Below are 8,697 nucleotides of genomic sequence, written 5' to 3'. Positions count from 1 at the left end.
GCCACAGTGGCGGCGCAGATCGAGGCGTCGGGCGATCCGGCTGCATTCGATGTGGCTGCGGCCTTTGATACCGCCCTGGGACAGTGAGGGAGGCACCATGGCAATGATTGAAAACAGCGATCGCGGCATCACCCTGAACAAGTCGCTGGCCTGGACTGTGGCCTGCGGTCTGGTGGGGGCGGGGCTTTGGGTCGGCATGCAGCTTGCGACCGTGCGCGGTGAAACCAAGAGCCTCGCCGACAGCATCAATGCGATGCGGGTGGATATGACCACCGCCGACAGCCGCCAGACCGCGCTGGCGGTGCGGGTGCGCGCCAATGAAACCAGCCTTGCCCGTCAGGATGAGCGCCTGTCGCTGATCCTCTCCACCCTCAACAAGATCGACACCCGGCTGGAACGGATGGAGCGCACCCCCAGCCGCTGATCCCCTGAAAACAGAACGAAACCCAAAGCCCGCCTGCGGGCTCTTTTGACATGGAGAAAGCCCGTGAAACTCATTGCAAACTGGAAAGAAACCCTGACCGGCGCCTGGTCTGTCCGGCTCCTGATCCTCGCGGCGGTGCTGTCCGTGCTGCCCATCTTTGTCTCGCTGGTCTCGCCCGATCTGCTGGGCCTCGATCCGCTGGTCTTTGCCGCGATCGCGGCCCTTGTGAACCTCGCAGCGATCCCGGCGCGGGTGCTGGTGCAGCCTGCCTCCGGGCTCTGGTTCCGGTTCCGGCGCGATGACAGTGGTGCGGTCCGCAAGAAGACCCTGGGGCTGCTGGCGGGCGGCGGGGTTGCGCTGGCCTCGGCGGTTTCCTTCATCGGCCAGTGGGAAGGGCTGCGCACCGAGGCCTACCGCGACATCATTGGCATCTGGACGGTCTGCTACGGCGAGACCCGGGGCGTTCAGCCCGGCGACAGCTACAGCACCGCCGACTGTGACGCGATGCTGGCGCGCGAGATTGTCGCCTTTGAGGCGCAGCTGGACCGCTGCCTGACCGCGCCCGTGCCGGTGGGGGTGAAGGTGGCGCTGGTGTCCTGGACCTACAATGTCGGGGCAGGGGCGGCCTGCCGGTCGACGCTGGTGCGCAGGGCCAACGCGGGCGATCTGGCCGGAGCCTGCCATCAGCTGCCGCGCTGGAACCGCGCCGGGGGCCGGGTGATCCGGGGCCTCACGAACCGGCGCATGTCAGAACGCGCAATGTGCCTGCGGGCACTGGAGGCGGCATGAAGCCCTGGTTGATCGCCTTGGCGCTGGCTGCGCTGACCGCTGCGGCTGGCATAGGTTACCGCCGTGGCGCCACAGATTGCCGTGCAGCCTATCAGGCCCGTGAGCTGGCTCATATCGAGCGGGCCAATCAACTGGATCGCGCCCGCATTGCAAACGAGCGCACCCGCGCCACCCTGGCCAGAACCCTCGAGGAGAAAGCCCATGCGGATCCTGTTTCCGTGCCTCGCTGCCTTGGCGCTGACCGGGTGCGCCGCCTCAACAGCCTCCGTTGACAGCGCCGATCCCTGCGCCCGGCCGGTGCTGATCCCAGAGCGCTGGCTGAACGATCGCGAGGTCGAAACCCTCTGGGCCCGCGATCGCCACGCCCTGCTGGACTGCGCCGGAAAGGTCGAAACCCTGAGCGGGCGCGGGCCGGTCTAGCCCATCTGCCTGAAAAACGCGCTCCCTGCCTCCGGGCGGGGGGATCGGGTGCTGAAACACCCTCTCCCTCGCAGCCAACCGTTCAAAGCGGCTGCGCCGACATGACAGTACAGAAATGCCGCCCGACTCTCGCGAGAGTGCGCGCTCCATATTCTGGAATCACCAATGAAGACAATGACAAAGGTACGCCCTGCCGCACCCGTCGCCCCCTGGCTTGGGGGCAAGAAAGCCCTGAGCGCCCGCATCATCGCGCGGATCGAAGCCACCGATCACACCACCTATGCAGAGCCGTTTGTGGGCATGGGCGGTGTCTTTCTGCGCCGCAGCTGGAAGCCCGTCTGCGAGGTCGCCAATGATCTCAATGGCGAAATCACCAACCTGTTCCGCATTCTTCAGCAGCACTATCCACAACTGATGGAGGTCATGAAATACCAGATTGCCTCGCGCCGGGAGTTTGAACGCCTGCGCCGGGTCGATCCGACCACGCTGACCGATCTGCAACGTGCAGCGCGCTTTCTCTATCTCCAGCGCCAGGCCTTTGGCGGCAAGCCGGGCGGCGTGTTTGGCGTTGCTGCCGATCGGCCATCGCGCTTCAGCCTGTCCCGGTTGGAGCCGATCCTGGAGGCCGCGCATGAACGGCTGGACAGCGTGGTGTTTGAGAACCTCGACTGGCAGGATCTGATCCGGCGCTATGACGGGGCAGGGACGCTGTTCTACCTCGATCCGCCCTATTGGGGCGGGGAAAGCGACTACGGCAAGGGGCTGTTTGCGCGCGATGATTTTGCCTCCATGGCCGGGCAACTGGCTGGGATCAAAGGCCGGTTCATCCTGTCGATCAATGACTGCCCGGAGATCCGCGAGATCTTCGCTCCATTCTGCATCGAGGCCGTGCGCCTGAAATACACCGTCAGCGCCGGGGCCGCGACAGAAGCCCGCGAGCTGATCATCAGCAATTTTGAACCGCGCGTCGGGCTGTTGTGACCGCCCGCTCGCACCGATGAAAATCCCCCCGCTGCGATCGCCACAGACCGGCGGCGGGGGACCCATCCGATCACATGAGGAGGGCGATATACCTGCAACCGATCACTTTGCCGGAGTTGGCTCCGGTCTCGATTCACCGGCCACCAGCATTTTTGCCGTCCCCCCAGGGATGACGAGGATCTGGCAGTGGTGCCCCGTGCGATCATGGTCGCCACCGAAGACGATGTGGCCGTGGTGATGAAGGATGGCAGCACCGGCACGCTGCCTGCGCTGCAGCCCGGGGTGCCCTATCCGTTCCGCATGAAACGCATCCTCGCCAGTGGCACCAGTGCCACCGGCATTGTTGGACTTTACTGAGGCTCCGCCCATGAAAAACATCATCAGACTCCGAAAAGAAGGCCATCTGACGGAACAGCAGGTGGTAACCGCGCATCGCTTCCGGTCGAACCCGACCGCCTTCCGGATCGCGCCGACGCTGTTCCGGACGCTGTTCGATCTGATCGTCGAGGAGGAGGCATTGGAAGCCTATGAGGCGCGCCGGGGCTGGTCGGCGCGATCGGCCAAAGTGGTGTTGTCGCAGCTGTTGTTCGCGCTGGAAGAGCTGCGCGGGACGCATCTGCCGCCCGACATGGTCGCCACGACGGAGCAGGCGCGCGCGGAAATCGCCTATCTCACCGGGGACTGCATCGAGGAGCAGATGCGGGCGATGCAGGCCTTCGCGCTGACCCCGATGGAGGCCCGGGTGTTCCTGATCCTGAAGAACGCCGGCGGAAAGCCCCTCACCGAGGACATGGTGATGCGCCGGGCCTATCACGGCGCGCCCGAAAGCGGCTGGCCGCAGGGCGACATCACCAAAGTCTATGTGTCAAAGATCCGCCCCAAGGTGAAATCCCACTGGAGGATCGAAACACTCCGCGGGCTCGGCTACCGGATGATCGCCCAAGGCAGCGGGGCGCGGGCTGCGGGGTAGGGGAGGTTTGCGCAGGTATGGGCGATGCGATATTTGCGAACCGTGGTCGGCCTTGATGACACGACCGGCCCGGAGCCGACATCCGTTGAGTGTTTGAACGCTGCGCTGCAGCTTGCGCATTGCGGCCGTTCATGCATCTTGCAGCATTTTTGACAGGCGAGTGGCGGCACAGCGGACTTTGTTGCCGTTGGATGCGGGAACCTGAACGGCTGCTTAAGTCGTCCAAAGCTAGAGGGTAAGAACCAGCGGGCAATGGTCCGAGACTTCTGGATAGTAAACAACATCAAATTTCTGCACCGCTTCTGCGTCACTGATAAGCAAGTAGTCGGCGAACCTGCTCGGCTTTTTGTATTGCGAATTTCGCGTGCTGCTGAAACCGCGCCCCGTTACCAACTCAGAAAAGCCAGCATCAGCCAATATCCGAAGCGTTTCACTATCTGGTTCGACATTGAAGTCACCGCAAATCACTGCCACGTCTTCCGGCTCGGACACTTGCTGCGAGAGATCAAGGAGCCGATTGGCCTGCTCTGCTCGCTCTGGTGTGTCCATTTTGCCGTTTAGATCACGCAGGCCATGCATATGCGTAACGCTGATAAATCTCTGAGAGCTGTAGTCGTAAACACGCACTCCATGTGCGCTGCGTGATCGCGGATGGTCACCATACCCAATAGGTGAATACGCTTTGTGAACGAAGCCTTGAACCTGACCAACAATCGGAACCGACTTATGCACAAATGTCGCCAAACCCCATTGGGAAGGGATTGACTGGTCGTCATCCCAAAGAACGCCTTGCGCGGCTGGACAAAAGATTGCGATGTGATCGGGTAAGGCTTTGGATACATCGCTGAAGAAGTTTGCCCGCTGCGGCAAAATATGCTCACCATCACGGTACGTCAGCCAATCTTTTTCTGAAGCAGGACTATGGACGACTTCTTGCAAACACAGGATTTCAGGTGCGGTGGTTTGGACGTAGGGCAGCAAGTTTTCGTGCAACTTTCCACCCCAGCCATTTAGGCACATAATTTCCATAGACTAATCCTAGTCGGCATCAAAACCCGACATTCGCTGCATTACGGAAGAACTGCAAGATGGGCTCACAGCTGCCTTGCGGCGGCGCGGCAGCTGTGTTGCAGCGAAATCGCATGCCAGCCCTATTGCCGGATGACGGCTGTCAGCCATGTTCTGACATTGGTGCCCGGCGCAGCATTGAGCCGAGTCCAGGACATGACGGCGGAAAGCTGCCGTTAGCTGCGAGGGCAAACAGTTGAACGACAACATCTAAAGCTGCTGTGCGACGCACATAAAAACATTCTACAATAGGTTGCGGAACGCGGCGGGACGCAGCAACATAGTTTGTGAGACAGATTGATATTTGAGAACAATACCCTTCTTCAAATTCGAAAAAGGCATTCTCAATGAATGAAACCTGCAAGACCAGGGTGGCATAAGGTCACGATAACCGGTTGGGGATAAGAATTGTTAACACGATTAAGAGTTTGGGCGATTTCAACAGTCGGATTTTGGAAAGCAAGAAGTTGGTTTTCGCGGCAGTTGTTTCGTGCTGAGAAGCTAAGACATGATAGTACCTCAGGGGTAAAAGCGCATATTCAGAAATCCAGGATTGGATGGCAGCTAATCTGGATTGGGTTGAAAAAGTTTCTCTTCGTTGTGGTGGCTTTGTTGGCACTGGAATACGCAGAGCATCGCATAGTCGATGATTTTCAGCTCCAAAGCTGGCCTGATGCGTCCACACACGACGACTACAACGGACAACTTGAATTCTATGCTGTGCTCTTAGCCGCAATTTTTTCGATTTACTTTGCCACCATCGGAATCATTCTCAGCACTGGTTACGCCAAATTGAACCGAAAAATCGTCAGCCTGTTGATAGGCGAACAAGTCGGCAACCTGTACACCTCAACCCTCATCTTCTCCACCGCATTTTGTATCACAGCCAAAGCCATAAACATCTTTGGCCATCAAACAGGACTTTCAGTATATGTGGTTTCAAGCTTCTTGACTGTTCTGTCTGTCTTGACGCTTTTCCCAATCGGCCGACGATTGTTTGAGTTTTTTGAGCTTACGCCGTTGATTGATGGTGAGATTCTTCCCAAAATAGCCCAGAACATTGAACGGGTCGCTCAGGGCAAGAACACAATTTCCTATCAAAATCACTTTTCCCACTTGGCAAGAACAAAGCTGAAGCAACTCGAATTCATTAACGAAAGACTGCAAAGTGAGCAAAGAAAAGTTGAGCAGAATCTACCACTTCTAACCAGAAGTTACTCGGGCCTGCTAGCTTACTACTTGAAGCAGAAGCACAAGATTCCGGAAGACAGTTATTGGTTCCCACGCATCCAGTTTCATCCAAACTGGTTCTTAGCTGGCGATTCAGAGACTTCATTGGCCCTCCAAACTAGTTCCCAAATCACACCCGAAGAACGAGCAGATTTAGACTGGCTTGAAAACGAAACCCTCGAAAAAATCCACCATCATCTTGAACAAGCGCTCAAAGCAAAGAAATGGGAGCTTTCACTTCGACTGGTTTCAGACCTCCAGTACCGCGCGACCGTGTATTCCCAAGGACTATATTTTCAGACAGGTTTGGACGACTTCGCGGCTGTAAGGATTTTGCTAGAACAGTACCTGCCCAAGATTGATGGCAAAAACAGTGAAACATCAAGACACGCAATTGCATTGGCTGACACTTGGTGCGCTATCGTTCAAAATTTCTTTTTTGAGACACTGCGCAGGATACAGACCTTTGACAAAGAATTGATGCGATTCTTCGCAGGAGATGATTGGTCCTTTGCCGCAAGCAAGAACCTCCCTGCATTTCTACAGGTTAAAATTCGTCCACTTCAAAAGCGTATAGTCTTCGAGCAAAAGATTGAGCAGCGCCGCTTATCCCGGCCAAAGTACTTGCAGCAATTAACCATTAAGGCTGCTTTGGAGGAGTACTTCAAAATCGTCGAAATCGTAGCGGATTTCGAAAGTAGTGAACTTCCGAAGTTTGCCCAGGCCGTTGTGGCATCAGGACACCCAGCAGCGGCAACTCAAGTGGTTTTGAGCACCCTTCACTCGAACTGGAAACTGCCAGGCTGGTATGATGACTTGGAGCGGTTGTTTTCGCGGTACGCTGTATATCAGCTATATGATGAGGAAATGTACAAGCTTCCAGCCTTGGATTTTGAGAAACTTCAGAAGCAGTTTGAGGTCCAACGTAGTGAACTGATGATGCTGCTGTCCGAAAAAACTTTGGGGAATCACTTGTTTGCTTCGTGTGCTCATGACACAAGCCTTCCGGATCACTTTGGCCAGACATATTTCGTTCTTGCCAATGAATGCCTCAACGCGCTTCACCGTAACGATGGGGACGTGTTAGACAGTGTTTTCCGGACATTCTTTGGATTGGCGTTTCTTGCGGCAAATTTCAAGTTTACCGACCCCAACTTGGACGTAAACCAAGAGTTTCGACTTCATCTTGTTTCAAGTGCGAACAAAGACCTAGCGACGCTTTTGGGGTATTCAATTCTGTACGCTGAGCATCATCAGAATCAAGCGCTCAAGACTGTCCCAATGCAAATTTGGGAAGGCTTGCTAGAAGCGGCAACAGACCGCAAGAGTTATCTGGAAAGAACGATGCTGTTGAGCGACAGCAGGAGCTTTAGCATGAACGCCTCTCCAAGGGACTCGATTAGAACCGAGTGGAAGATGAAGTTCGAAGCCCTGTTGCGAGATGCAGGCTACAACGACCGTTATTCTTCTCATGGACCGAAGCACCCAAGCCACATCGTCGACGAGTTCCGAGGTGGCTACTACAGTGCCAGCGATGTCTTCTTTGCACTGCATGTTTTAAGCGAAATTGACCTGTCGGTTGACAAAGTCAATCATCAAATCACCAGCTTCAAGTCGCGAATTGAACGGCTAGAAGGAGAGACAGAATGAGAGTTTCTCGCGATGCGCCGGAATTTTTCGTCAATCATGAGATTGCCCCGAATGCGCTGGAGGCGTTAGTTTTTCGTCCCGTTGACCGCATGGGTAACTTCAATCAGAACATGTTCAACGACGACTTCCGAAACATGTTCTTCGGAAGTTCGCGGAGAGACGCGAATACATTTCGGATTACGTCAAATAGTCAAGAGCTGCAGGACCAGTTGTTGGGGGCATTCGTCAGCAAACACAACTATTCGGGTGGGTATTCGATTGTCGAGGAGATCGTAGAAGAGGTGGTGCAAAGCCTCATTTACTACGGTAAAGCAGTTTATATTCTGAAAGAGCAAGAGGATGAGGATGAAGGTCAGTATTTCCGCGCCATCCCTGCCAACTCAGTCTTTAGATTTATGGGCCTAGTTTTTCAATATTTGCCTCGACGTGCTAGACGAAACTGGGACAGCGATGACGAACTCTTGGGGCGCGAAGTTCGATTTCTGAAACGCAAGCGCCTCCTTATTTTTGATTGGAAGAGTACTGTAAGGAGGAAGGTGCATTACCAAAATCGCATCCTCAAGACGTTGGACAGGTATGCGCATGACGGCGGGGTAAAACATATGGCTCGCCCAACGCATGAAAACCCAAACCCAAAGAACTATTTTGACTTTCGCGTATGGAAGAAAACGCAAGACGAAGCGCTGTTTTCCGCCACTCGGTCCACAGGTTGGAGAAGAAGAGCATCGTCGCATCCTGACCTTTCGGACTTCTTTATCTGTCATCGCCTCATTAGATTTAGAAAGCTTCAAGTCGAACTTGCATCCCATGTTCTGGAAACGCTCAGCGTCCAGCTTAGCGAAATAGGAGGACAAGAGGATGAAAATTTCCAACTAAAAATCGAGTTTAGCGACGAATATCAGAGCATCGCCAAGTTGGAAGAGCTCGAACGCAGGCTGGAAAGTGAGGAGGTTAGCTTTACGGAGGTTCTGGACTACTGCTACCGATCATAAGGGCTGCTCTTTTGAGGACGCTTCTTGTCCGCAATGTCGCGTCCGCTTCTAGGGCAATAAATGTCCGGTCTGACGGGCTGCAATGCAGCGTTTGGATCTCCGGTCAACGTCAGCTTTGGTCCGGGCGCGTCTTAAAGGCAGACCATGGCACCCGACTTTGCAAATGTCGCTAA

Annotated in this window: 10 protein-coding genes; 9 read left to right on the top strand and 1 reads right to left on the bottom strand. The window is 55.4% G+C overall.

From position 1 onward, the window contains the following. Window positions 1-97 precede the first annotated feature (97 nt). From FGE21_RS19250 to FGE21_RS19225, 7 genes are all read left to right on the top strand, one after another. Window positions 98-424, top strand: coding sequence for a hypothetical protein (locus tag FGE21_RS19250; RefSeq protein ID WP_139665023.1), 327 nt, complete (start codon window positions 98-100; stop codon window positions 422-424). Window positions 425-487: 63 nt separating this feature from the next. Further along, entirely contained in the window at window positions 488-1,213 is a 726-nt protein-coding gene (locus FGE21_RS19245; protein WP_139665022.1) for a lysozyme, read from the top strand. After that, window positions 1,210-1,485 (top strand): hypothetical protein, encoded by a 276-nt coding sequence (locus FGE21_RS19240; RefSeq protein ID WP_139665021.1) that lies wholly within the window; start codon window positions 1,210-1,212, stop codon window positions 1,483-1,485. Before FGE21_RS19245 ends, FGE21_RS19240 begins: the two co-directional genes overlap by 4 nt. A gap of 25 nt (window positions 1,486-1,510) precedes the next feature. Beyond that, window positions 1,511-1,633 carry a hypothetical protein gene (locus FGE21_RS20535; protein ID WP_255731673.1) on the top strand — a complete coding sequence of 41 codons (123 nt, stop codon included), beginning with the start codon at window positions 1,511-1,513 and terminating at the stop codon, window positions 1,631-1,633. Between the two features lie 174 nt (window positions 1,634-1,807). Next, a complete protein-coding gene (locus FGE21_RS19230) occupies window positions 1,808-2,614 on the top strand; it encodes a DNA adenine methylase (RefSeq protein WP_139665024.1) in 807 nt (268 codons plus the stop codon). 189 nt (window positions 2,615-2,803) lie between these two features. Then, on the top strand, window positions 2,804-2,971 hold the full coding sequence (locus FGE21_RS20135; protein ID WP_176695493.1) for a hypothetical protein: 168 nt from the start codon (window positions 2,804-2,806) through the stop codon (window positions 2,969-2,971). 10 nt (window positions 2,972-2,981) lie between these two features. Next, window positions 2,982-3,584 carry a helix-turn-helix domain-containing protein gene (locus tag FGE21_RS19225; RefSeq protein ID WP_139665019.1) on the top strand — a complete coding sequence of 201 codons (603 nt, stop codon included), beginning with the start codon at window positions 2,982-2,984 and terminating at the stop codon, window positions 3,582-3,584. A gap of 228 nt (window positions 3,585-3,812) precedes the next feature. Here FGE21_RS19225 and FGE21_RS19220 read toward each other — a convergent pair whose 3' ends face one another. Continuing rightward, window positions 3,813-4,613, bottom strand: coding sequence for an endonuclease/exonuclease/phosphatase family protein (locus tag FGE21_RS19220; protein ID WP_139665018.1), 801 nt, complete (start codon window positions 4,611-4,613; stop codon window positions 3,813-3,815). Between the two features lie 618 nt (window positions 4,614-5,231). Between FGE21_RS19220 and FGE21_RS19215 the strand changes: the two genes are divergently transcribed. Together FGE21_RS19215 and FGE21_RS19210 are read left to right on the top strand one after the other, a co-directional pair. Next, window positions 5,232-7,532 (top strand): hypothetical protein, encoded by a 2,301-nt coding sequence (locus tag FGE21_RS19215; RefSeq protein ID WP_139665017.1) that lies wholly within the window; start codon window positions 5,232-5,234, stop codon window positions 7,530-7,532. Beyond that, window positions 7,529-8,524: a hypothetical protein gene (locus tag FGE21_RS19210; RefSeq protein ID WP_139665016.1), complete on the top strand. Its 996-nt coding sequence runs from the start codon at window positions 7,529-7,531 to the stop codon at window positions 8,522-8,524. The genes FGE21_RS19215 and FGE21_RS19210 overlap by 4 nt, the downstream gene beginning before the upstream one ends. Window positions 8,525-8,697 lie beyond the last annotated feature (173 nt).

This window comes from Phaeobacter sp. B1627 (genome assembly GCF_006265095.1).
Lineage (GTDB): Bacteria > Pseudomonadota > Alphaproteobacteria > Rhodobacterales > Rhodobacteraceae > Epibacterium.
This window is presented reverse-complemented; position numbering and strand designations above follow the sequence as displayed.

Bases quoted from the DNA above. Each gene is read 5' to 3' on its own strand.
- FGE21_RS19250 (WP_139665023.1), top strand. From the start codon at position 98: ATGGCAATGATTGAAAACAGCGATCGCGGCATCACCCTGAACAAGTCG.
- FGE21_RS19240 (WP_139665021.1), top strand. From the start codon at position 1,210: ATGAAGCCCTGGTTGATCGCCTTGGCGCTGGCTGCGCTGACCGCTGCG.
- FGE21_RS19230 (WP_139665024.1), top strand. From the start codon at position 1,808: ATGACAAAGGTACGCCCTGCCGCACCCGTCGCCCCCTGGCTTGGGGGC.
- FGE21_RS19225 (WP_139665019.1), top strand. From the start codon at position 2,982: ATGAAAAACATCATCAGACTCCGAAAAGAAGGCCATCTGACGGAACAG.
- FGE21_RS19220 (WP_139665018.1), bottom strand. From the start codon at position 4,613: ATGGAAATTATGTGCCTAAATGGCTGGGGTGGAAAGTTGCACGAAAAC.
- FGE21_RS19210 (WP_139665016.1), top strand. From the start codon at position 7,529: ATGAGAGTTTCTCGCGATGCGCCGGAATTTTTCGTCAATCATGAGATT.